19 protein-coding genes are annotated in these 20,453 nt (G+C 69.3%); 15 read left to right on the forward strand and 4 right to left on the reverse strand.

The window, feature by feature from the left end:
* Positions 1–118 precede the first annotated feature (118 nt).
* Together LMI96_RS03410 and LMI96_RS03415 are read right to left on the reverse strand one after the other, a co-directional pair.
* Positions 119–1,384 carry a DUF349 domain-containing protein gene (locus LMI96_RS03410; RefSeq protein ID WP_228360791.1) on the reverse strand — a complete coding sequence of 422 codons (1,266 nt, stop codon included), beginning with the start codon at positions 1,382–1,384 and terminating at the stop codon, positions 119–121.
* A gap of 389 nt (positions 1,385–1,773) precedes the next feature.
* The gene (locus LMI96_RS03415; RefSeq protein WP_223721198.1) at positions 1,774–2,025 is read right to left on the reverse strand and encodes a dioxygenase; all 252 of its coding nucleotides are present in this window, start codon (positions 2,023–2,025) and stop codon (positions 1,774–1,776) included.
* Positions 2,026–2,136: 111 nt separating this feature from the next.
* Here LMI96_RS03415 and LMI96_RS03420 point away from each other — a divergent pair, with 111 nt between their 5' ends.
* The 10 genes from LMI96_RS03420 to aroB all read left to right on the forward strand — a co-directional run bounded on the left by LMI96_RS03420 (position 2,137) and on the right by aroB (position 12,912).
* On the forward strand, positions 2,137–3,465 hold the full coding sequence (locus tag LMI96_RS03420) for a replication-associated recombination protein A (protein ID WP_228360490.1): 1,329 nt from the start codon (positions 2,137–2,139) through the stop codon (positions 3,463–3,465).
* Between the two features lie 191 nt (positions 3,466–3,656).
* The gene (gene rpsD, locus LMI96_RS03425; RefSeq protein WP_223721200.1) at positions 3,657–4,286 is read left to right on the forward strand and encodes a 30S ribosomal protein S4; all 630 of its coding nucleotides are present in this window, start codon (positions 3,657–3,659) and stop codon (positions 4,284–4,286) included.
* A gap of 171 nt (positions 4,287–4,457) precedes the next feature.
* Positions 4,458–4,715, forward strand: coding sequence for a class I SAM-dependent methyltransferase (locus LMI96_RS03430; RefSeq protein ID WP_223721201.1), 258 nt, complete (start codon positions 4,458–4,460; stop codon positions 4,713–4,715).
* Between the two features lie 63 nt (positions 4,716–4,778).
* Positions 4,779–7,445: an alanine--tRNA ligase gene (alaS, locus tag LMI96_RS03435; RefSeq protein ID WP_228360491.1), complete on the forward strand. Its 2,667-nt coding sequence runs from the start codon at positions 4,779–4,781 to the stop codon at positions 7,443–7,445.
* Complete coding sequence (ruvX, locus tag LMI96_RS03440) at positions 7,442–7,915, forward strand: Holliday junction resolvase RuvX (protein ID WP_228360492.1); 474 nt, start codon at positions 7,442–7,444, stop codon at positions 7,913–7,915. The genes alaS and ruvX overlap by 4 nt, the downstream gene beginning before the upstream one ends.
* Complete coding sequence (gene mltG / locus LMI96_RS03445; protein WP_228360493.1) at positions 7,915–9,243, forward strand: endolytic transglycosylase MltG; 1,329 nt, start codon at positions 7,915–7,917, stop codon at positions 9,241–9,243. Before ruvX ends, mltG begins: the two co-directional genes overlap by 1 nt.
* Positions 9,213–10,073, forward strand: a complete 861-nt coding sequence (locus LMI96_RS03450; RefSeq protein ID WP_308015745.1) for a shikimate dehydrogenase — start codon at positions 9,213–9,215, stop codon at positions 10,071–10,073. The genes mltG and LMI96_RS03450 overlap by 31 nt, the downstream gene beginning before the upstream one ends.
* Before the next feature lie 4 nt (positions 10,074–10,077).
* Positions 10,078–11,307 (forward strand): chorismate synthase, encoded by a 1,230-nt coding sequence (gene aroC / locus LMI96_RS03455; protein ID WP_223721206.1) that lies wholly within the window; start codon positions 10,078–10,080, stop codon positions 11,305–11,307.
* Entirely contained in the window at positions 11,291–11,827 is a 537-nt protein-coding gene (locus LMI96_RS03460; RefSeq protein ID WP_228360494.1) for a shikimate kinase, read from the forward strand. Before aroC ends, LMI96_RS03460 begins: the two co-directional genes overlap by 17 nt.
* Complete coding sequence (aroB, locus tag LMI96_RS03465) at positions 11,824–12,912, forward strand: 3-dehydroquinate synthase (RefSeq protein ID WP_223721208.1); 1,089 nt, start codon at positions 11,824–11,826, stop codon at positions 12,910–12,912. Before LMI96_RS03460 ends, aroB begins: the two co-directional genes overlap by 4 nt.
* A 36-nt stretch (positions 12,913–12,948) precedes the next feature.
* Here the strand turns inward: aroB and LMI96_RS03470 are convergent, their stop codons facing one another.
* On the reverse strand, positions 12,949–14,265 hold the full coding sequence (locus LMI96_RS03470; protein WP_228360495.1) for an MFS transporter: 1,317 nt from the start codon (positions 14,263–14,265) through the stop codon (positions 12,949–12,951).
* A 13-nt stretch (positions 14,266–14,278) separates the two neighbouring features.
* The gene (locus LMI96_RS03475; protein WP_228360496.1) at positions 14,279–15,157 is read right to left on the reverse strand and encodes a shikimate dehydrogenase; all 879 of its coding nucleotides are present in this window, start codon (positions 15,155–15,157) and stop codon (positions 14,279–14,281) included.
* 167 nt (positions 15,158–15,324) lie between these two features.
* Here LMI96_RS03475 and LMI96_RS03480 point away from each other — a divergent pair, with 167 nt between their 5' ends.
* The 5 genes from LMI96_RS03480 to LMI96_RS03500 all read left to right on the forward strand — a co-directional run bounded on the left by LMI96_RS03480 (position 15,325) and on the right by LMI96_RS03500 (position 20,447).
* Entirely contained in the window at positions 15,325–17,163 is a 1,839-nt protein-coding gene (locus LMI96_RS03480; protein WP_228360497.1) for a bifunctional sugar phosphate isomerase/epimerase/4-hydroxyphenylpyruvate dioxygenase family protein, read from the forward strand.
* The gene (locus LMI96_RS03485) at positions 17,160–17,618 is read left to right on the forward strand and encodes a type II 3-dehydroquinate dehydratase (protein WP_223721212.1); all 459 of its coding nucleotides are present in this window, start codon (positions 17,160–17,162) and stop codon (positions 17,616–17,618) included. The genes LMI96_RS03480 and LMI96_RS03485 overlap by 4 nt, the downstream gene beginning before the upstream one ends.
* A gap of 150 nt (positions 17,619–17,768) precedes the next feature.
* Positions 17,769–18,329, forward strand: a complete 561-nt coding sequence (gene efp / locus LMI96_RS03490) for an elongation factor P (RefSeq protein WP_228360498.1) — start codon at positions 17,769–17,771, stop codon at positions 18,327–18,329.
* An 18-nt stretch (positions 18,330–18,347) separates the two neighbouring features.
* Positions 18,348–18,758, forward strand: coding sequence for a transcription antitermination factor NusB (gene nusB, locus LMI96_RS03495; protein WP_223721214.1), 411 nt, complete (start codon positions 18,348–18,350; stop codon positions 18,756–18,758).
* 111 nt (positions 18,759–18,869) lie between these two features.
* Positions 18,870–20,447 carry a Rieske 2Fe-2S domain-containing protein gene (locus LMI96_RS03500; RefSeq protein WP_228360499.1) on the forward strand — a complete coding sequence of 526 codons (1,578 nt, stop codon included), beginning with the start codon at positions 18,870–18,872 and terminating at the stop codon, positions 20,445–20,447.
* The last annotated feature ends 6 nt before the right edge of the window (positions 20,448–20,453 follow it).

Genomic DNA, 20,453 nt, shown 5'->3' on the forward strand with positions numbered 1-20,453 from the left:
CCGGGGCAACAACACCCACCACCACGTCTGGCCACCCGGTGCCCCCGCGACGCCCTCTCTTCGGGGCGTCGCGGGCGACCTGTGGACAGACCCGGATGACAGTCATCCGGGGGAGGACTCAGCCGCCGATCGCGCGGAGCCACGCCTTCCGCGCCTCGAGGGCGGCCTGGGCTTCTTTCGTCGCCCGGGCGTCGCCGCGCTTCTCGGCGGCGGCGACGTCGGCCTCGAGCTTCTCGATCGCGTCGGTCAGCTGCCGCGTCATGTCGTTCGCGCGGGCGGTCGTCTCGGGGTCGTTGCGCTTCCAGTCGGCGTCTTCCCGCGTGCGCACAGACGTCTCGATCTTGCGCAGTTCGTCATCGAGCGTCCGCTCCTTGTCGCGAGGGAAGATCCGTCCGATCTCGTCCCACTCGCGCTGGATCGCCGTCAGCTGCTGGCGCGCGGAGGCGAGGTCCTTGACGTCGACGATCGGCCGGGCACGCTCGAGGACCGCACGCTTCAGTTCGATGCGCCCCTTCGACTCCTCGGCCTCCACGGACTCGCGCTCGATGCGTGCGCCGTAGAGCGCGTCGCCCGCAGCCTTGAACCGAGCCCAGAGCGCGTCGTCGACCTTCTTGCCGGCGCGTCCGGCGGCCTTCCATTCGTCGAGCAGTCCGCGATACGCGGGAATTCCCTCTTCGCCGCGAGGGGCGAGCGCCTCCGCGCGTTCCACGAGGCGGGTCTTCTGGTCCTTCGCGTGCTTGTGGGTCTCGTCGAGCTCCGCGTAGAACGCCCGACGGTGCCGCTCCACGGTGCTGCGCGCCTCGCGGAATCGAGACCAGAGCTGCTGCGACGTCGACTTGGGCAGGCGCGGACCGTTCTGCTGGTGCGCCTGCCACTGCTCGAAGAGGTCGTTCAGTTCGACCGACACCTGCTTCCACTGCACCGTGCGCGGGTCGCGGGCTGCGATCGCCTCTGCGCGGTCGACCAGCGCTGTGCGCTCGACGATGGCGGCATCGACGGCCTGCTTCGCGACCTGGGCTTCGGCGGCGGTCGCCTCCTGCAGCGTGCCGAACAGGGCGTCGAGGCGCGAGGTGAGGGAAGCGAGATCGCCCACCGCCGCCGCGTCCACGAGCTTGCCCTGCAGGGTCGTCGCGGTGTGTCGAAGGTCGGAGGCGGACGCCCCGCCGCGGCGCTGACGCACCTCCAGCAGGGTCACCTCGCTGGCGAGGTCGGCGTACTTGCGGGTGAAGTAGGCGAGCGCCTCCTCGGGGGAGCCGTCGGGATACTGACCGACCACTCGCCACTGGTCGCCCTCGCGCACCGAGACCGTTCCGTCATCGTCGACGCGGCCCCAGGGCTCGCCGTTCTCGACGGCGACGGGTGCCGCCTTCGGCTTGCGAGGCATCGCGGGAGTCGGTGTCGGAGCCGCAACGGGCTCGGCCACGGGCTCAGGGGTGCCTTCGGCCTCGGGCTCGTTCGCCGTCGCGGCCTCGGGCTCGCTCGCCGTCGCGGGTTCGGGCTCACCGTCGGGCTCGGCGGGGTTCACGGAATCGGGAGTCGTCACCGGCTCAGCGATGTTCTCGGGCGCGTCGGCGCCGGGATCAACGATCCCGGTTTCGGGCTGATCGGAAGAGTGTTCTGTCGCGGCAGTCACGGGGCACCTCAAGCGGCTCGCATCGGCGGTCGGGCAATCGGATTCAGCCTAGTACCCGCGGTCGCAGCGCTGAGGGACGGCGACCGGGGATGACGCGTCCGGCCGGCCGGGCCGATCGCGACGACCGTGCGGCGCCCCGATCAGGGCGCGGGTATCGACGGCGTCGCCGTCGGGGAGGGGGATGAGGACGGAGCGGGTACGCCCGGTCCGAGCGTGTAGTACGCGACCTGTCCGCCGACGACGGCGAGGATGAGGATGCCGCCGGCGATCCCGGCGATGAGGTTGTCTCGCACGCGGCGGCGGCTGATGCCGGCGTGGAAGTCCCGTCGGGCCTGGTACAGGCGAGCACGCTCGCGTTCGGCGCGCTGTTCACGTGACTTCGGGTTGGCCACTGTTCCTCCTCATCCGTGAGCCGGAGCTCGCCCGATCCTACGCACAGCCGCCCGCGCGCGACAAAGCCACGGGGCGGACGCGGTGTCGGCGCGCACGTCTAGCCTGGAGGGATGACCGGCGGCGCACTCTTCCAGGGGCAGACCCCTCTCGCGGTGCGGATGCGGCCGGTCTCGCTCGACGAGGTGGCCGGCCAGCGGCACCTTCTGCGACCGGGCTCGCCGCTCGTGGCGCTGGCAGACAGCTCCCGCCAGACGAACGGCGCTGTCTCGGTGATCCTTTGGGGTCCCCCCGGCACGGGGAAGACGACACTCGCGCAGGCGATCGCCCGGTCTTCGGGGCGTCGGTTCGTCGAGCTCTCCGCCGTGACCGCGGGCGTGAAAGACGTTCGAGAGGTGATGCAGGAGGCGCTGAATCAGCGCGACCTCTACGGGCAGTCGACGATCCTCTTCCTCGACGAGATCCACCGATTCACGAAGGCCCAGCAGGACGCGCTGCTTCCGGGCGTCGAGAACGGATGGATCGTGCTGATCGCGGCGACCACCGAGAACCCCTCGTTCTCCGTGATTTCGCCGCTGTTGTCACGATCGCTGCTGCTGACGCTCGAGACGCTCGGCGATGACGATCTGCGCTCGCTCGTCGACCGGGCGGTGAGCGACCCGCGGGGGCTCGCGGGCTCGGTCGCACTCGCCGACGACGCCCGCGCGGCGCTGGTGCAGATGGCATCGGGCGACGCCCGACGGGCGCTCACGGCGCTCGAGGCGGCCGCGGCGATGGTCGACGACCCGGAATCCGATGACACTCCTGAGATCACGGCCGAGGTGGTGGCGCAGGCGGTCGATCGCGCGCTCCTGCGCTACGACCGTCAGGGCGACGAGCACTACGACGTGATCAGCGCCTTCATCAAGTCGATCCGGGGGAGCGATGTGGATGCGGCGATCCACTACCTCGCGCGCATGATCGAGGCGGGGGAGGACCCCCGGTTCATCGCCCGCCGCCTCGTCATCTCCGCCGCGGAAGACATCGGCCTGGCCGATCCGCAGGCGCTGCAGATCGCCGTCGCCGCCGCCGACGCCGTGGCGTTCATCGGCATGCCGGAAGGCCGCATCCCGCTCGCCGAAGCGACGGCGTACCTCGCGTCCACCGCGAAGTCGAATGCCGCGTACCTCGCGATCGACCGGGCCATCGCCGACGTCCGAAACGGCGGATTCGGGCGGGTCCCGAATCATCTGCGCGATGCCCACTACGCGGGCGCGAAGCGGCTCGGGCATGGCAAGGGCTACCGCTACCCGCATGACGCGGATGTCGGCGTCGTGGCGCAGCAGTACCTGCCCGATCCGCTCGTCGGACACCGCTACTACGAGCCGACATCGCACGGGCACGAACGTGACGTCGCCGCCCGGCTCGAACGCATCCGTCGCATCCTGGACGGCACCGCGTGAGCGCGGGAGCACCCGCCCCGGGCTCCTCCGCCCCAGTCTGATAAGCTGAATCGGCTCGAAACCATGTTTTCGGGCATCTCCTCCTTCCATCCACTGCTCCGATGCGCCCCGGCGTGCGCGCGGAACGGGGAATCGGGAGATACGTCCGTGAGTCGTGAAAGGCACGACCGCGTCATCGAAAGGAACACTTCGTGACCACGAAGTCCCAGGACCGCCGCAAGGTGCGCCTCAGCCGCGCACTCGGCATCCCGCTCACCCCGAAGGCCGCCAAGTACCTCGAGAAGCGTCCCTACGCTCCGGGCGAGCACGGCCGCACCAAGCGCAAGCAGGACAGCGACTACGCCGTTCGTCTGCGCGAGAAGCAGCGCCTTCGCGAGCAGTACGGCATCCGCGAGAAGCAGATGCGCAACACGTTCAACGAGTCCCGCCGTGCCGAGGGGCTGACGGGTGAGAACCTCGTCGAGCTTCTCGAGATGCGTCTGGACGCCCTCGTCGTGCGTGCCGGCTTCGCCCGCACCACCGCGCAGGCCCGCCAGTTCGTCGTGCACCGTCACATCCAGGTCGACGGCCAGATCGTCGACCGCCCCTCGTTCCGCGTCAAGCCGGGCCAGCTCATTCACGTGAAGCCCCGCAGCGAGGGAACCGAACCCTTCCAGGTCGCCGCAGCCGGTGGCCACGCCGAGGTCCTGCCCCCCGTTCCGGGCTACCTCGAGGTCGAGCTCGACAAGCTGCAGGCACGCCTCGTGCGTCGCCCGAAGCGTGCAGAGGTCCCCGTGACCTGCGACGTGCAGCTCGTCGTCGAGTACTACGCCGCGCGCTGATCCAGCTCGCATGAAGGGCGCCGGGGCATCCCCGGCGCCCTTCGTCGTCTTCGAAGCTCCCGGCGCGCCACTTTTCAGCATGCGCGCTACAGATCTGAGGCGCGCGCGCAGGAAAGTAGCGCGCGGAGAAGAGCACGGCCACACCGACCGGTTGAGGTGTTCTCACCTACGATGGATGAGGGCCGCCAGCTGAACGGCCGCAACAAGGAAGAGGTCCCGGTGAAGAATGTCCTGTGGTTCGTGCTCGGCACGGGGGCCGGGTTCCTGCTCGCCCACCTCGTGAACAAGGATCCCCGCGGGCACGAGGTGCTCGCCGAGATCGACGCTCGGATCACCGAGTTCACCGACCGCATCGGCGAGGCCTACCGCGAAGAGCAGGCCAAGTTCTCCGACTCCGACGTCGCCTCCGTCGTCGCCGACCGCGACTGACCCGTACCGCCGTGCGCGCCGGGGCCGATCGGTCCGGGTGCTCCTTCCCGAGGAACAGACTCCATGAAGACCGCTGACATCGCCGCACGCTACCTCTCCTACTTCGAGAAGAACGATCACGTCATCGTCCCGTCGGCGTCTCTGGTCAGCGATGACCCGACGCTGCTGTTCACGGTCGCCGGGATGGTTCCCTTCGTTCCGTACCTGAACGGCACGGTTCCCGCGCCCTTCCCCCGCGCGGCCGATGTGCAGAAGTGCATCCGCACGAACGACATCGAAGAGGTCGGGCACACGGCGCGGCACGGCACGTTCTTCCAGATGCTCGGCAACTGGTCGTTCGGCGACTATTTCAAGGAACAGGCGATCACGTACGCCTGGGAGCTGCTGACGTCGGCGGAATCCACCGGCGGACTCGGATTCGACGAGAAGGACCTCTGGGTCACCGTCTACGAGACCGACGACGAAGCAGCGGCGCTGTGGCAGCGGATCGCGGGCCTGCCGGCCGAGCGCATCCAGCGGCTCGGCAAGGAAGACAACTACTGGTCGACCGGCCAGCCGGGCCCGGCCGGCCCCTGCTCGGAGATCTACTTCGACCGCGGTCCCGCGTACGGCCGCGACGGTGGCCCCGCGGTCGATGACAACCGCTTCACGGAGATCTGGAACCTCGTCTTCATGCAGGATTCGATCGCCAACGTGCGATCGAAGACGGACTTCGACATCGTCGGCGAGTTGCCGAACAAGAACATCGACACCGGCATGGGCCTCGAGCGCGTCGCGTTCATCAAGCAGGGCGTCGAGAACATGTACGAGATCGACCAGGTGCGCCCGGTGCTCGACCGTGCCGTCGCCCTGTCGGGTCGCCCGTACGGCGCCGAACACGAGGACGACGTGCGCTACCGCGTGATCGCCGACCACGTGCGCTCCTCGCTCATGCTGCTGTCCGACGGCGTGACTCCCTCGAACGAGGGACGCGGCTACATCCTGCGTCGCCTCATGCGCCGCGCCGTGCGCGCGATGCGTCTGCTCGGCGTCGACGGCCCCACGTTCCCCGAACTGTTCGCGGCGTCGCGTGACGCGATGTCTGCGGCGTACCCGGTGGTCGCCGACGACTGGTCGCGGATCTCGCAGTACGCGTTCGGCGAGGAGGAGACCTTCCTCCGGACGCTGGCCTCCGGATCGACGATCCTCGATCTGTCCATTGCGCAGACCAAGCAGGCCGGCGGCACCTCGCTCGCGGGTACCGAGGCCTTCCTGCTGCACGACACGTACGGTTTCCCGATCGATCTCACGCTCGAGGTCGCGGAGGAAGCAGGCCTCAACGTCGATCGCGCGGCGTTCGACACCCTCATGCAGGAGCAGCGTTCCCGCGCGAAGGCGGATGCGAAGAACCGCCGCCGGGCGATCGCCGATCACAGCGTCTACCGCGATTTCCGCGCACAGGGTGAGACCGTCTTCACCGGGTACACCGACCTCGAGACGGAGTCGCGGGTCCTCGGCATCCTGATCGACGGCGTTCCCGCCGACCGCGCCCGCGCGGGCCAGATCGCGGAGATCATCCTCGCCGAGACCGCGCTGTACGCGGAGTCCGGCGGCCAGGTCGCCGACAAGGGCGCGATCGTGGGAGCCGGCTTCGAGGCCGACGTGCTCGACGTGCAGAAGCCGGTCGCGGGACTCGTCAGCCACACCGTCGAGGTGACGGTCGGCGAGATCGGCGTCGGCGACCCCGCGACGTCGGTCGTGGACGCCGCCAACCGCCGCGCTGCGCGCCAGGCGCACTCCGCGACGCACCTCGTGCACGCCGCGCTGCGGGACACCCTCGGCAAGACCGCCACCCAGGCCGGTTCGCTCAACCGCGCCGGGTACATGCGTTTCGACTTCACCTGGGGTCAGGCACTCTCGCCCGAAACACGCACCGAGATCGAAGAGATCGCGAACAATGCGGTGCACGACAACCTCGAGGTCACGACGCGAGTGCTGGCACTCGACGACGCGCGCGAGCTCGGCGCGATGGCGCTGTTCGGTGAGAAGTACGGCGACACGGTGCGGATGGTCGATATCGGCGGACCGTGGTCGCGCGAGCTGTGCGCCGGGACACACGTCTCATCCAGCGCCGAGATCGGCCTCATCAATCTGGTGGGGGAGTCGTCGGTCGGTGCGGGCGGACGTCGCGTCGAGGCGCTCGTCGGTCTGGACGCATTCCGTGACCTCGCCGCGGAGCGGGCGATCGTCTCGCAGCTGAGCGGGTCGCTGAAGGTGCCCCGCGACCAGCTGCCGGCGCGCATCGCCGACCTCGCCGCAAGCCTCAAGGCGGCCGAGAAGAAGATCGCCTCGTTCGAAGCGCAGGCGCTCGCGGGTCGTGCGCCCGAACTCGCGTCGCAGGCGCGATCGGTGGGGGGCCTGCGGGTCGTCACCGGTTCGCTCGGCGCGGTGTCGTCCGCCGATGACGTGCGTTCGCTCGCCCTGCAGGTGCGGGACCGACTCGGCTCGGATGCCGGTGTCGTCGCGCTCGGCGCGGTCGCGGGTGAGCGCGTCGTGGTCATCGTCGCGACGACGCCCGGTGCACGGGACGCTGGTGTCAAGGCGGGCGTCCTCGCCAAAGCCGCAGCCGCAGTGCTCGGCGGCGGCGGCGGCGGGCGGGACGACGTCGCCCAGGGCGGCGGGACGGATGCCGACGCGCTTCCGGCCGCTCTCGACGCCGTGACCTCCGCGCTGGAGGCCGCTCGCGCGTGACGGGTTTCGACCGCGGCGTGCGGCTGGGCATCGACGTCGGACGAGCCAGGGTCGGGGTCGCGAAATGCGACCCCCACCGCCGGCTCGCGACCCCCCGGGAGACGGGCGCGCGCACCGAGGACGCCGTCGCGCCCATCATCGCGATAGGTCGCGAGTATGACGCCGTGCAGATCCTCGTGGGATTGCCGACGAACCTGCGCGGCGAAGACACCGCCTCCACCACGGACGCGCGCGAGTTCGCGACCGCCATCGCCCGGGCGACCGATGTGCCGGTGCGCCTCGTCGACGAACGGTTGAGCACGGTCTCCGCACACGCGGCGCTCAGGCAATCCGGACGATCTCAACGGGGGAGCCGTGGCATAGTGGACCAGGTCGCCGCCGTGATCCTGCTGCAGAACGCCCTCGATGTCGAGAAGAGCAGGGGCTCGGCCGCCGGCACACCCGTACACCCGGACGAGGAGCCCGACTGATGTCCGACAGCCAGCCGCCGTCTCGGCGCGCCGCCCGCGAAGCTGCGGCGGCGGCAGAAGCCGCATCCGGATCCGCGCGCCCCGTCACGCCTCCCGAGGGATGGTCGGTCGTCGCGGCGCCCGCCGCGTCCTCGTCGCGCGAGGCGCCGATGCCGGCCCCGCGGGCAGGGTCACTCGATGCGCTCTTCACGGGCGAAGTCACGACCGACGTGCTCGGATCCCCTCCGCCGCCGCCCGACAAGCGCCGCCGTCGCATCGGCGGCTGGATCGCTCTCATCGTCGTGGTGGCCCTCGTCGGCGGCATCGCCGGCGGCGGGTACTGGGTCTGGAACACCTACGAGGACCGCATCCGCGCCTTCATGGGATGGGAGGAGCCGGCCGAGTTCGACGCCGGCACCGAGGGCGAAGCGACGACCATCACGATCGCGTCGGGCGACGCGGGCCCGCAGGTGTCGCAGAAGCTGTACGACGCCGGTGTCACCCGCACCCCGGACTCGCTCTACGACTACATGATCGAGAACAACGTCGGTTTCACGTTCCAGCCCGGCGTGTTCACCCTCCGCACGCACATGACGTCCGCCGCGGTGATCACCGCGCTCGAAGACCCGGCGAACCGGATGGAGAACTCCACGCAGCTCCGCGAGGGGCTGACGGTCGAGCAGTCGCTCACGACGATCTCCGAGCAGATGACGGTGCCGATCGAGGACCTGCAGGCGGCGGTCGCCGATCCCGCCGCGTACGGGGTGCCGGCGGACTCGCTCGAGGGCTGGCTCTTCCCCGCGACCTACACCTTCGATCCCGGCACGACCGCGCCCCAGATCATCCAACGGATGGTGGACCGCACGGTGCAGTCGCTCGACGCCGCCGGTGTGCCCGTCGATGACCGGCAGCGCATCCTCACGATCGCGTCGATCATCCAGCGCGAGGCGCGCTCCACCGAGGACTTCTACAAGGTGTCGCGCGTGATTCAGAACCGCCTCGACCCGGGCAACCAGGAGACGTTCGGGCTCCTGCAGATGGACTCGACCGCCCAGTACGGGTTCAACGAGCTGCACGACGGCACCGCCAGCTCGTCGGCAGAGGCTCTCGCCGATGACAACCCGTGGAACACCTACGTGCATCCCGGGCTGCCGGTCGGCCCGATCTCCAACCCGGGCGACACCGCGATCGATGCGGCGATGTCTCCGGCCGAGGGCAACTGGCTGTACTTCGTGACGGTCAACCTCGACACGGGGGAGACCGTCTTCACGGCGACCGCGGCCGAGCACAATCAGGCCGTCGCGCAGTGGCGCGCCTGGTGCACGGAGAACCCGGACTCCGGATGCTGACACCCCGGCGTCTCGCCGTCTGGGGGGATCCGATCGGGCACAGCCGTTCTCCGGTGCTGCACGCGGCGGCCTACGCCGCCCTGGGTCTCGACTGGACATACGAGCGTCGCCGGGTGACCGAGGACGGTTTCGCCGGGGCGATCGCCGCGCTCGATGCGAGCTGGCGGGGCCTGTCGCTGACGATGCCGCTGAAGCTCGCCGGCTACCGGCTCGCGGGTGTGCGCGATCGGCACGCGGAACTGACCGGCGCGGTCAACACGCTGATCGTGGACGCCGAGGAGCCGATCGGGTTCAACACGGACGTCGGCGGGATCGTCGGCGCGCTCCGGGAGAGCGGAATCGACCAGGTCGAGTCCGCGCGCATCATCGGCACGGGCGCGACGGCCACCTCGGCGCTCGTCGCTCTGCACGAACTCGGCGCGGGGCAGATCGACGTGCGCGCCCGCCGGCCCGAGCGCGCAGACACGTTGATGCGCCTCGGAGAAGACCTCGGGATGCGGGTGACCGCATCCGGACTCGACACCGCCCCGGTTCCGCACGTGTCGCTGACGATCGCCGCGCTCCCGGCCGACGCCGCGCTGGCGGAGAACGTGACGGACTCCCTCGCGGCGGGCGGCGGCACTCTCTTCGACGTGGCCTACGGCACGTGGCCGACCGTCCTCGGGCACGCCTGGCAGCGGGCGGGGCTCCCCGCGTCGTCGGGACTCGGGATGCTGCTGCACCAGGCACTCCTGCAGGTGCGCGCGTTCACGACGGGTGATGCGCAGCATCCGCTGCTCGACGAGGCGCGTGTGCTGGCGGAGATGCGCCGCGCGGTCGTGGGAGACTAGACCAATGCTCCGCGTGCTCACGGCCGGCGAATCCCACGGTCCCGAACTCGTCGCCCTCATGGAGGGCCTCCCCGCCGGCGTTCCGATCAGTCGGGCCGCCATCCAGGCCGACCTCGCTCGCCGCAAGCTCGGCTACGGTCGTGGCTCCCGGATGAAGTTCGAGGAGGACGAGCTCACGCTCTCCACCGGGGTGCGTTACGGCGAGTCGTTGGGCAGCCCGATCGCCGTGCGCATCGGCAACACCGAGTGGCCGAAGTGGGTCGAGGTCATGAGTGCCGAGCCGGTCGAGCTGACCGAACGCTCGCGCGGCCGCGGCGCCGCCCTGACACGTCCTCGTCCGGGCCACGCCGACCTGGTCGGCATGCAGAAGTACGGCTTCGACGAGGCCCGGCCGATCCTCGAGCGGGCGAGCGCCCGTGAGACCGCCGCGCGCGTCGCGCTCGGCGCGATCGCCCGTTCCTTCCTCTCGGAGCTCGGCATCACGCTGGTCAGCCACACGCTCTCGATCGGACCGGTACGCGTGCCCGAGGACGCCGCCCTGCCCGTGCCGAGCGACGTCGACGCGCTCGATGCGGATCCGCTGCGGTGCTTCGACGCCGAAACGTCGGCGCGCATGGTCGCCGAGGTCGACGCCGCCAAGAAGGACGGCGACACCCTCGGCGGAATCGTGGAGGTGCTGGCCTACGGCGTTCCCCCGGGGCTCGGATCGCACGTGCAGTGGGATCGCAAACTCGATGCGAAGCTCGCGCAGGCGCTCATGAGCATCCAGGCGATCAAGGGCGTCGAGATCGGCGACGGATTCGAGACGACTCGCCGCCGCGGATCGCGCGCCCACGATGAACTGTTCGCCGCGGCCGACGGCATCACCCGCTCGAGCGATCGTGCCGGCGGAACCGAGGGCGGAATGTCGACGGGCACAGTGCTGCGCGTTCGCGCCGGGATGAAGCCCATCGCGACCGTTCCGCACTCGCTGCGGACCGTCGATGTGGCGACCGGCGACACCGCGACCGCCCACCACCAGCGCTCCGATGTCTGTGCCGTGCCCGCGGCAGGAGTCGTGGCCGAGGCGATGGTCGCCGTCGTGCTCGCCGACGCCGTGCTCGAGAAGTTCGGCGGCGATCACGTCTCGGAGACACGTCGCAACCTCGAGTCCTACCTCGCTGCGATCCCGGAGGCGCTGCGCACGAGCGTGCAGAGCGACCCGGCGCTGCACGACGATGAGCGCAGCCGCTGACCCGGCGCTGGTGCTGGTCGGGCCGATGGGGGCCGGGAAGAGCAGCCTCGGCCGCCGCGTCGCGCGCACGCTCGGAGTTCCGTTCGTCGACACCGATTCGATGATCGTTCGCCAGCACGGTCCGATTCCGGAACTCTTCCGCTCCCACGGGGAGCCGCACTTCCGCGCCCTCGAGCGCGACGCCGTCGTGCGCGCCCTCGCCGCCGGCGGAGTCGTCTCGCTCGGTGGCGGTTCCGTGCTCGATGCGCAGACGCGCGACGACCTCCGCGCGCACCGCGTCGCCTTCCTGACGGTCGACCGTCAGGTGGTCGCTCAGCGGATCGCCGGAGGCTCCCGGCCGCTCCTGGCGGGCGGGACCGACCCCGTCGAAGAATGGGAACGGATCTTCACCGCACGCCGGCCGCTCTACGAGGAGGTCGCGGACGCGGTCTTCGACACATCCCGCGGACCGCTCGCCGACGTCGTCGAGAGCATCGCCACGTGGGCGGCGACCGCCGTCCCGAGAGGAACCCCCGTATGAGCGAGACCACCGTCATCTCGGTGCCCGGCGACCCCGGGTACGACATCGCGATCGGCCGCGACATCCTGGATCGCGTCGGCGAAGCCCTCGCGCCGAGCGTCCGGAAGATCCTGATCGTGCACCCGCCGACCCTCGCCGAGCGCGCGGGGCTGCTCCGCGATCAGCTCATGGGTACCCCGGGACGCGACGTGCTGCTCGCGGAGATTCCGGATGCGGAGCAGGGGAAGCGCATCGAGGTCGCGGCGTTCTGCTGGCAGGTCATGGGGCAGTCCGACTTCACCCGGACGGATGCGGTCGTCGGATTCGGCGGGGGAGCGGTCACCGATCTCGCGGGCTTCGTCGCCGCGACCTGGCTGCGCGGCATCCAGGTGGTGCACGTGCCGACCACCGTCCTCGGCATGGTCGACGCCGCCGTCGGCGGCAAGACCGGCGTGAATACCGCGGAGGGCAAGAACCTCGTCGGCGCGTTCTGGGCTCCGCGGGCCGTCATCTGCGATCTGTCACTGCTCGACTCGCTCTCGGCCAACGAGGCGACTGCGGGGTTCGCGGAGGTCGTGAAGGCGGGCTTCATCTGGTACCCCGAGATCCTCGATCGCATCGAGGCGGAGCCGACCGCGATCGTCGACCCGGCATCCGCGTCGTTCCGACGCTGCCTCGAACTCGCGATCGATATGAAGGCGCGCGTCGTGGGGGAGGACTTCCGCGAGGCGGGGCTCCGCGAGGTCCTCAATTACGGTCACACGCTCGGCCACGCGATCGAGCACGCCGAGCGCTACCGCTGGCGGCACGGGGCGGCGATCTCGATCGGCATGGTCTTCGCCGCCGAGCTCTCCCGACTCGCCGGACGCCTCTCCGATGACACCGCGCAGCGTCACCGCGATGTGCTGCAGTCGCTGGGTCTTCCGACCACCTACCGCGGCGGGGCATGGCCGACGCTGCTGGCGACGATGCAGCGCGACAAGAAGTCGCGCGGCGGGATGCTGCGCTTCATCGTGCTCGATGACCTCGCCCGCCCGACAGTGCTGCAGGCGCCCGACGAGTCGCTGCTCTTCGCCGCCTACCAGGAGGTTGCCGAACAGCAGTGAGGCCCCGCCGAAGCGGGGCCCCACTGGCGATCCGGTTCAGGCGTCGGCGTGCAAGCGCTCCGCGCGGAGCCCGAGCTCGGCCGTGGGCACCGACTTCGTCTCGCGGGCGGTGAGCGCGCTCACCGCGGCGATCAGCGAAATGACCGCCGTGAAGATGCTGATCACGACCCAGCCGCCCTCGGCGACACCGCCCAGGGCGGCGACGATGCTCGGCGCGAAGCCGGCCATCAGGAACCCGAGCTGCGTGCCGATGGCCATTCCGGAGAACCGCACCCGGGTGCTGAACATCTCACCGTAGAACGACGGCCACACCGCGTTGGCCGCCGCGTATCCGCCCGAGAACGTGAGGATCGCGAGCGCGAACGTCAGGAGCGTGCTGTCGCCGCTCATCGACAGCATGTAGAACGGCATGAACACCGCCGATGACAGCGCACCGTAGATGAAGACGGGCTTGCGACCGATCTTGTCAGCGAGACGACCGAACAGCGGCTGCGTGCCGAGTGCGACGATGTTCGCGACGACGACCAACCAGAGCGTGAGGCTCTGCGCCAGGCCGACCTCCACGCCGTAGGCGAGGGCCAGGTTGCCGAACACCGTGGAGACGGCCGCGATGAACGCGCAGCAGATGACGCGGATCACGTCACGCCAGTGGTCGCGAAGGAGCGGGATGAGCGGCATCCGTGCGATGTCGCCGGACGCCTTCGCAGCTTCGAACTCCGGCGTCTCGTTGAGGGAGCGCCGGATGAAGAACGCCACCAGCACCACGACGGCGCTGAGCCAGAACGGGACGCGCCATCCCCAAGTGAACTTGATGTCGTCCGGAAGCGCCACGACCGGGATGAAGACGAGGGCGGCGAGGATCTGACCGCCCTGGGTGCCGGTCAGCGTCCACGACGTGAAGAACGAGCGCCGGTCGTCGGGGGCGTGCTCGAGCGTGAGCGACGAGGCACCCGCCTGCTCCCCGGCCGCCGAGAGACCCTGCATCAAGCGGCAGAGCACGAGAAGACCAGGGGCGAACCATCCGATCTGCTCGAAGGTCGGAAGGCATCCGATGATGAACGTCGAGATGCCCATCATCAGCAGGGTGAACATCAGAACCTTCTGACGGCCGATCCGGTCGCCGAAGTGACCGAGGATCACGGCGCCGAAGGGCCGCGCGATGTACGCGAAGCCGAACGTCGCGAACGACATGACGAGCGCGGCGTCGTCGCCGCTCGGGAAGAAGATGACGGGGAAGATGAGTGCGGCGGCGGAGCCGAACAGGAAGAAGTCGTAGTACTCGACGGCACTGCCCATGAAGCTGGCGACAGCGGCCTTCACGGGTGTCTTCCGCGGCGTTGCGGTGGTGGTCATCGGGTGGACGCTCCTATCGGATGGGAATCTCGTGCGAGGCGACGAGATCGTGGAAATGGCGGATCATGCGGTCGGGGTCCGGGCGCTGCCCGGTGATGAGCTCGAGGGCGTCGACGGCCTGATAGACCGCCATCCTGCCGCCATCGAGGGTCGTGCATCCGGCGCTCGCGGCGGCCGTCAGCAGCTCCGTCCGAAGCGGACGGTAGACGATATCGGCGACCCACAGGTCGGGCCGCAGGAGGTCTTCCGCGAAGGGCATCCCCGGATGCGCCGCCATTCCGGTCGGCGTGCAGTGCACGACGCCATCGGACCGGTGGACCGCATCCGGAAGGTCATCCGTGCCGGCCGCGGTGACGCGGGCGTCGTGCCGCGCGGACAGCTCGGCGGCGAGCTCGGTGGCGCGCGCCGTGTCGATATCGACGATCGTGAGGTCGCGGACGCCGAGCCGCAGGAGCGCGTCGGAGACAGCGGAACCGGCGCCGCCGGCACCGAGCTGCGTCACCCGGTCGAGGTGCGCATCCGGCATGCCGGTGCGGAACGCGCGCTCGAACCCCGTCGTGTCGGTGTTGTGGCCGATGCGACCGGATTCCGTGAAAAGCACTGTGTTGACGGCTCCGAGCGCGGCGGCGGTCTCGTCGACCCGGTCGAGGTACGCGATGACATCGCGTTTGCAGGGATGGGTCACGTTGACGGCGTCGAAGCCCAGCCGCTCGCACCACGCGAGGATGTCGCCGAGATCGTCGGGGGAGAGGCCGAGATCGGTCAGATCGATCGTGCGGTACAGGTACGGGATGCCGAGCGCTGCCGCCTCGGTCATGTGCAGTGCGGGCGTCAGCGAGGGCCCGACGCCGGTACCGATGAGGCCGACGAGATACGGGTGATCGACGTGCACGGGCTACTCCTTCGTGGACGCACTCGACGACGAGCGCGCGACCCGGAATGTACTAACTGGTGCGTCCAGGGTGAACGATGCACCCGCGACCTGTCAACTCCTTCCTTCGACAGAAGCCACTCATCGCCCCTGTTGCGATGAATGTACTGCGTGGTACATTCGCCGCGATGAAGACGTCAATCGCCACTGTGTGCCTGAGCGGGACCCTCGCCGACAAGCTGCGCGCGTGCGCCGCCGCCGGCTTCGACGGCATCGAGATCTTCGAACCCGATCTCGTCGCTGCTCCCGAGAGTCCCTCCGAGCTTCGCGCTTCGGCGGAGCGTCTGGGACTGTCGATCGACCTCTACCAACCGATGCGCGATGTCGAGGGCGTCGATGAGCCCGCGTTCCTCGAGGTGCTGCGGCGGGCGGAGGCGAAGTTCACGCTCATGCGCGAACTCGGCGTCGAGACGGTGCTGTGCTGCAGCAACGTCGGCACCGCGACGATCGACGACGATGACGTCAGCGCGAGCCAGCTGCGCCGGCTCGGCGATCTCGCGGCGCGCTACGGCGTGCGGATCGCGTACGAAGCGCTCGCCTGGGGACGCTTCGTCGACGACTACCGCCGTGCGTGGCGCATCGTGCAGCTGGCCGATCACCCGGCCGTCGGAGTCTGCATCGACTCTTTCCACATCCTCTCGCGGGGCCACGATCCCGCGGCCATCGAGCAGATCCCGGGCGAGAAGATCTTCTTCCTGCAGCTGGCCGACGCGCCGACGCTCTCGATGGACGTGCTCTCCTGGAGCCGCCACCACCGGCTGTTCCCGGGCGAGGGCAGCTTCGACCTCGTCGACCTCATGACGCACGTCGTGCGCGCCGGCTACACCGGACCCTGGTCGCTCGAGGTGTTCAACGACACGTTCCGGCAGACGGATGCGGAGCGGACCGCCGTTCACGCCCGACGCTCGCTCCGGCACCTCGAGGACGCGGTCGCGCGGCGGCTCGGCGACGACGCCCCCGGGGGCCTCGCGCTGCTGACCGACACGACCCCTCCCGTCGAGATCGACTTCGTCGAGATCAAAGCGGAGGACACCTCGGCCGTGGAGGCGCTGCTCGCTCAGGCCGGGTTCACCTCCCGGGGGCGGCACCGAACCAAGCCCGTGACCCTCTGGACGTCCGGTCGCGCACGCGTCGTGTTGAACGAGCAGCACGCCCGCGGACTGGCCCCGCACATCGCGGCGATCGGGGTGGCCGTTCAGGATGCGGAGGCACTGACCCGCCGCGCGGACGAACTCGCCACACCCCGCGCTTACCGCCGGACGTACGCCGCGGAGCAGCCGCTCGACGCCGCCGTCGCCCCCGACGGAACGGAGCTGTACTGGGCCGACGCCACGTCGGGCGAGCCGGCGTGGGTGGGGGAGTTCGAGCACGGCGCGTCGGCGGTGTCCGGCGCGGTCGAGGGAGTCGACCATGTGAGCCTCACGCTGCCCTGGCAGGTGATCGAGGAGTCCGTTCTGTTCTACCGCTCGGTGCTCGGGCTGCGCGTGACCGGAACGACCGACGTACCCGGCCCGCAGGGACTCATGCGCAGCCGCGTCATGAGCAGCGCAGACCGCGCCGTGCGCCTGCCGCTGAACGTGGCACCCCCGATGACCGTCGAACGCGGACACTCCGTGGGTCTCGCACAGCACGTCGCGTTCGCCTGCGGAGACGTTCGGGCGTTGGCCGCCGCCGCCGCCGCCCGCGGCCTCGAGTTCCTGCGGATGCCGGACAACTACTACGACGATCTCGCCGCCCGATTCGACCTGAGCCCCGAGCGCGTGCAGGAACTGCGGTCCCTGCGGCTGGCCTACGACCGCGACGACGACGCGGAGTACCTGCACTGCTACACCCGCACGGTGGGCGAGGTGTTCCTCGAGTTCGTCGAACGACGCCGTGGCTACGACGGGTTCGGCGCGGGAGCGGCGCCCGTCCGCCTCGCGGCGCAGGGTGCGATGACCGCATCCGCTGGTAGCGTGCGCTCGTGAGCACTCCCCGACGCCTCCTCCTGGTCAACGGTCCGAACCTCAATCTTCTGGGCACGCGCGAGCCCGACATCTACGGCAGCGCGACCCTCGCCGACGTCGAACGCGTGGCGACGGATGCGGCCGCGGCGTTCGGCTTCGATGTCCGCGCTCTGCAGAGCAACCACGAGGGCGTGCTGCTGGACGCCATCCACGCCGCACGTGAGGACTGCGCCGGGATCGTCATCAATCCCGGCGGACTGACCCACACCTCCGTCGTGCTGCGCGATGCGCTGAGCGGGGTGAGCCTGCCGATCGCGGAGGTGCACATCTCCGACGTGTACGCCCGCGAGGAGTTCCGACACCACTCATACGTCCACGACGTCGCGGTCGTGCACGTGATCGGGCAGGGAGTGCCCGGCTACGCCACTGCGGTGGCCGACCTCATCCGTGTGATCACCGGCCAAGCCGACGGCTGATCCCCCCGCCCGAGAACCCGCGAGACGGGATCTTCGCGCCCAGACAGTGGGGTTACTCCATGGTCTCGGCGCGAAGATCCAGTCTCGCGGACTAGAATGGGCGGTCGGGCCGTACGGACCCGAACGCTGACGAACGGAAAACTCGACACCATGGCATCCACCGCAGACATCAAGAACGGCGTCGTCCTCAACATCGACGGGCAGCTCTGGAGCGTCGTGGAGTTCCAGCACGTCAAGCCCGGCAAGGGCGGCGCCTTCGTGCGCACCAAGCTGAAGAACATCATGTCCGGCAAGGTCGTCGACAAGACGTTCAACGCCGGCGCGAAGATCGAGACCGAGAACGTCGACCGCCGCGACTTCACGTACCTGTACAACGATGGTGACAACTTCGTGTTCATGGATGTCGCCGACTACGACCAGCTCAACGTCAGCAAGACGATCGTCGGCGACTCCGCCAACTTCCTGCTCGAGAACCAGCAGGTGCAGATCGCGCTGAACAACGGCAACCCGCTCTACATCGAGCTGCCCGCATCCGTGATCCTCGAGGTCACCTACACGGAGCCCGGCCTGCAGGGCGATCGTTCGTCGGCCGGCACGAAGCCCGCGACGGTCGAGACCGGCTATGAGATGCAGGTTCCGCTCTTCCTCGAGACCGGCACGAAGATCAAGGTCGACACCCGCACGGGCGACTACCTCGGCCGCATCAGCTGACGCGGCGGGGCCCCCTTCATGAGTGCACGTAGCAAAGCGCGTAAGCGCGCCCTCGACATCCTCTTCCAGGCCGACGTCCGCGGTGACGACCTGGCCGTGATCCTCGCCGCCGAAGCCCAGCGTGCGGCCGGCGAGCCCGCGCGCCAGGCATCGTGGACGTACGCCCGCGACATCGTCGACGGTGTGATCGACAACCGCGATGAGATCGACGAGCAGATCATCACGCACGCCCGCGACTGGAAGCTCGAGCGCATGCCCGCCGTCGATCGCGCCGTGCTGCGCATCGGCGTGTGGGAGGCCCTGTACAACGACGAGGTGCCCGTCGCGGTCGCCATCGACGAGGCCGTGGAGCTCGCGAAAGAGTTCTCGACCGACGAAGCCGGCGCGTTCGTGCACGGCGTCCTGGCACGCATCGCGCGCGCCGGCTGACCAGTCCCCGCACGTCCCGACGGGGCGTGACGGATGCGGCGGACCGCCGGTGCATCAACGGGTCGCACAGCCCCCGCTGCGTAGACTCGAACCCGGAAAGGATCCTTCTCTATGCGCATCACGGGTCTCGGACATGCCGGCATGTTCATCGAAACAGCCGGCGGCAGCATCCTCTGCGATCCGGTCGTGAAGTCCTCGTTCTACGGGTCCTGGTTCGTCTTCCCCGACAACCGCGGACTCGACTGGGAGCGCTTCGGTGCCGCCGACATGCTCTACATCTCGCACCGGCACCGCGATCACTTCGACCCGTGGCTGCTTCGTCAGTACGTGCGTCCCAACATCGAGATTCTCCTGCCGGACTACCCGACCGATGACCTCGAGCAAGATCTGCGGAAGCTCGGCTTCCACAACATCACCTACACCCACGCGGGTGAGGTCATTGAGCGCGGGCCGCTGCGCCTGATGGTGACGCCGCTCCGGGCACCGAGCGACGGTCCGATCGGGGATTCCTCGCTCTCCGTCGACGACGGCAGCGCGTCGATTCTGAACCAGAACGACTCGCACCCGCTCGATCTCGAGAAGCTCCTGTCGTTCTCGAAGCCGGAGCTCTACTTCACGCAGTTCTCCGGCGCGATCTGGTGGCCGATGGTCTACGACCTGCCGGAGGACGCGAAGAAGAACTTCGCCCACCTGAAGCGCGAGGCGCAGCACAAGCGCGCCATGTATTACATCGAGAAGGTCGACGCTCCGCACGTCTTCCCGATGGCCGGGCCGCCGATGTTCCTCCGCGACGAGCTGTTCCGCTACAACGGCTGGGGCCTCGAGAACGATTCGATCTTCACCGACCAGGCGCAGTTCCTCGCCCGCCTGGCCGACGAGGCACCGCAGTACGACGGCCACGTGTTCATCCCCGGCACGGTCGTCACCCTCGAAAGCGGCGACCTCTCGGTCGAGCAGACCCTGTACACCGACGCCGAGATCGACGAGATGTTCGCCGACAAGTGGGGCTACCTCGAGCGGCAGCGCGCGGCGCGACAGCAGGAGATCGCGGATGAAGAAGCCTCGCGCGCCGAGGTCCTGCCGCCCGCGGAGATGCTGGCGGCGCTGAAGGAATGGTGGGAGCCGCTGCTTCGTCGGGCGCGCACGATCCGGAGCGGGGTCGGCGGGGCCGTGCGGATGACGATCGGCGAGCTCGACCTCGTGGTCGACTTCCCCAAGGCGAAGGTGCGCGAGTACGCCGGCGAAGAAGCGGTCTACTGGTTCACGATTCCCGCCGACCTGGTCTCCACGAACATCGCCGAGCACGAGATCGACTGGTCGAACTCGATCTTCCTGTCGATGCAGTTCACCGCCAGCCGGAGCGGCAAGTTCAACGAGTTCATCACCACGTTCTTCAAGTGCCTGTCGCGCGACCGGATCGAGTACGTCGAGAACTGGTACGCCGAGCAGGCCGATGTCTCCGAAGACACGCAGATCGGCGACTGGGTCGTGCAGCGTCGCTGCCCGCACCTGCGGGCGGATCTGTCGAAGACCGGCAAGATCGAAGACGGCGTGCTGACCTGCAGCCTGCACGACTGGAAGTGGGACCTCACGTCCGGGCGATGCCTGACGACCCAGGGGCATCCCATCCGGTCGCATCCGATCGAGGACGCGCTCTACCGCGAGGCGACCGCACCCGCCGCGATCTGATCGCCG

Origin of the sequence: Microbacterium sp. cx-59 (assembly GCF_020805625.1) — a bacterium.
Lineage (GTDB): Bacteria > Actinomycetota > Actinomycetes > Actinomycetales > Microbacteriaceae > Microbacterium.

What these genes read in the sequence shown, in the direction of transcription:
- LMI96_RS03410 (WP_228360791.1), bottom strand. Translation starts at nt 1,384, where the DNA reads ATGCCTCGCAAGCCGAAGGCGGCACCCGTCGCCGTCGAGAACGGCGAG.
- LMI96_RS03420 (WP_228360490.1), top strand. Translation starts at nt 2,137, where the DNA reads ATGACCGGCGGCGCACTCTTCCAGGGGCAGACCCCTCTCGCGGTGCGG.
- LMI96_RS03430 (WP_223721201.1), top strand. Translation starts at nt 4,458, where the DNA reads ATGGATGAGGGCCGCCAGCTGAACGGCCGCAACAAGGAAGAGGTCCCG.
- alaS (WP_228360491.1), top strand. Translation starts at nt 4,779, where the DNA reads ATGAAGACCGCTGACATCGCCGCACGCTACCTCTCCTACTTCGAGAAG.
- mltG (WP_228360493.1), top strand. Translation starts at nt 7,915, where the DNA reads ATGTCCGACAGCCAGCCGCCGTCTCGGCGCGCCGCCCGCGAAGCTGCG.
- aroC (WP_223721206.1), top strand. Translation starts at nt 10,078, where the DNA reads ATGCTCCGCGTGCTCACGGCCGGCGAATCCCACGGTCCCGAACTCGTC.
- LMI96_RS03460 (WP_228360494.1), top strand. Translation starts at nt 11,291, where the DNA reads ATGAGCGCAGCCGCTGACCCGGCGCTGGTGCTGGTCGGGCCGATGGGG.
- aroB (WP_223721208.1), top strand. Translation starts at nt 11,824, where the DNA reads ATGAGCGAGACCACCGTCATCTCGGTGCCCGGCGACCCCGGGTACGAC.
- LMI96_RS03470 (WP_228360495.1), bottom strand. Translation starts at nt 14,265, where the DNA reads ATGACCACCACCGCAACGCCGCGGAAGACACCCGTGAAGGCCGCTGTC.
- LMI96_RS03480 (WP_228360497.1), top strand. Translation starts at nt 15,325, where the DNA reads ATGAAGACGTCAATCGCCACTGTGTGCCTGAGCGGGACCCTCGCCGAC.
- efp (WP_228360498.1), top strand. Translation starts at nt 17,769, where the DNA reads ATGGCATCCACCGCAGACATCAAGAACGGCGTCGTCCTCAACATCGAC.
- nusB (WP_223721214.1), top strand. Translation starts at nt 18,348, where the DNA reads ATGAGTGCACGTAGCAAAGCGCGTAAGCGCGCCCTCGACATCCTCTTC.
- LMI96_RS03500 (WP_228360499.1), top strand. Translation starts at nt 18,870, where the DNA reads ATGCGCATCACGGGTCTCGGACATGCCGGCATGTTCATCGAAACAGCC.